Genomic DNA, 2,394 nt, shown 5'->3' with positions numbered 1-2,394 from the left:
ACATTATCCGTAATATATACCACTTGACCCGAGGTTGCTTTACTAAGAGCAGCGACAAGATCAGTGTAATTAGAAACAGTGTAATTAGCAGTTGGCGGCGGCGTTGTCGTAGTCGGCGGCGGCGTTGTCGTAGTTGGCGGCGGAGTCGTCGTAGTTGGCGGCGGAGTCGTCGTAGTTGGCGGCGGAGTCGTCGTAGTTGGCGGCGGCGTTGTGGTTGACGAAGCACTTGTTACTCTTAGATAGTTCAACCAGTAGTTACCAGATGAATTACTATTTTTAGGCCCCTTTGAAACCTGAATAAGGATTTTACCGGAAGAATTTGGCTTAATACCTGAAACGGTAACAAGTTTAGAAGTATTGTTGGCAGCTTCTAACACAACTGTTTGAGTAGTAGCACCAATTACTTTGAATTGGGTTTCTAACGAACCACTGTAATCCATTCTTGATGCAAAGAAGCTCAAATTATACGCTGTTGCAGTGTTTAGGCCAGAAAGTTCCAACGCTGAAGTAGCACCTGATCCATTGTAATACAAATCTGAAGCTACAGCTTGAGGAATACCCAGCGCTGAAGGATACGTAATAGTGTTGTTGTAAGCACCTTTGAAAGCTGCAGTAGTTGCAATTTTAACACCGGTGGTTGCTCCGGTAACAAAATCTTTAAGTGCAACCGGTGATGATACACCAATACTTGCATTATTGTAATTGCCAGTACTAGCAGTAGTCCCTAGGTCGATTCTTAAATCCGTTCCTGAAACTTCCGTTGTTGGAGGAATTGGAGTTGGAGCTGGTTCAGTAACAGTAGACGAGGTACCCGTTACTCTTACATAGTTTAACCAGTAGTTACCAGACGAATTGCTGTTTTTAGAACCTTTTGAAACTTGAATAATGATTTTACCAGCAGAATTTGGCTTAATACCTTGAACTGAAACCGTTTTAGAAGTATTGTTTGCTGCTTCTAACACTACGGTTTGAGTAGTAGCGCCAATAACTTTGTACTGAGTCTCTAATGAACCTTTGTAATCCATTCTTGATGCAAAGAAGCTTAAGTCATAAGCTGTTGCAGTGTTTAAGCCTGAAAGTTCCAAAGCTGAGGTAGCACCCGATCCATTGTAATACAAATCTGAAGCTACAGCTTGAGGAATACCCAGCGTTGAAGGATAAGTAGTAGAGTTGTCGTAAGCACCTTTGAAAGCTGCAGTAGTTGCCAGTTTAACTCCTGTGGTGGCGCCGGTAACAAAATCTTTAAGCGCTACTGGTGATGATACGCCAATACTTGCTTTATTGTAGTTGCCAGAACTAGCAGTAGATCCAAGGTCGATTCTTAAATCAACGGAAGTTGCTGCTGCTGCTGTTGCAGCTACCATATTTGAATCAGCCGATGCAACTAAAGATTGTACATCAGTTTGCATTGCATAAGTAGATTGCTCTGTAGGAACAATGCCCTCATCTTTCTTACATGAGGTAATGGTACTTGATCCGGCGATAATCGCCGCAAAGGCCATCGCCAAAACTTTACTATTCTCTGTAGTTAATTTTTTGATTTTAGAGTTCATCAATACAGGATTAATTTAAAAATTAGATTAATTACATTCTTTTTAGTTAAAAAAAGAAACGTTAAAATACTAGCCTTATCATTTCAATGACAGGCGTTTTTTATTTGCTAAAATTTTCGGGAGAATTCGATCAGTAATTAGTTACTGATTGGGTTTGGGATTTTTTGATTCCTATCAATCCACTTCACATACTCCATTATTCATTTCACACAGCTTTGTACGAACCTGATTATCAGAAGGTTGCAAAAAATTTGAATATTTATTTTTTTTAAGTGAAAGGAAAGCTGAATTTGTTTCTGGGTTAAATAATACTGTTTCTCATTTCACAAACCTATCTGTAATGAATATTTTACATTTAAATTATTCATGTTAAAAAAATAGCTATTTGCTTATTTGGCTAAAAAAAGTATTGTAACAAACCTTATTTTCAAGCAATTTGAAATTGAGATGCTGTAGTAGGATTGAAATTTGTAACATTAGTAGTCAAAAATGGATTATAGAAGTACATGATTTTTACTGACCATTCTTTCTGTTGAGAACTTCAATTCCGGCTGGCTTATTCCGGTATAAATAAAAAAGTGCCCGATCCGTTTACGGACCGGGCACTTTTTTATTTTAAAGCCCTATGCTTAAATTACTATTACATGGTAGCTGGACCTGGATTCACTGTTTGAACTGCAACACCAAAAGTATTACCTGAAATAGTATTGTTAGTTGCGTACAAGTTTAGCGCTTTTGATGTCACTCCGATTATCGCGATGGCAATGGTGCTAGCGCATCTGGAAGTTTAGCATTTAAATCCGTTGGAATTCCTGCTGGAACCGCGATGCCAACCTGATTT

General features: G+C 38.8%; 1 protein-coding gene. It reads right to left on the bottom strand.

From position 1 onward, the window contains the following. Positions 1-1,553: hypothetical protein (locus tag FN756_RS14545; protein ID WP_185955308.1), on the bottom strand; the 1,553-nt coding region annotated here is incomplete at its 3' end. Positions 1,554-2,394 lie beyond the last annotated feature (841 nt).

The organism is Solitalea koreensis, assembly GCF_900182575.1.
GTDB lineage: Bacteria > Bacteroidota > Bacteroidia > Sphingobacteriales > Sphingobacteriaceae > Solitalea > Solitalea koreensis.
The sequence above is the reverse complement of the archived record's forward strand: the minus strand, read 5'-3'. Positions and strand labels throughout refer to the sequence as shown.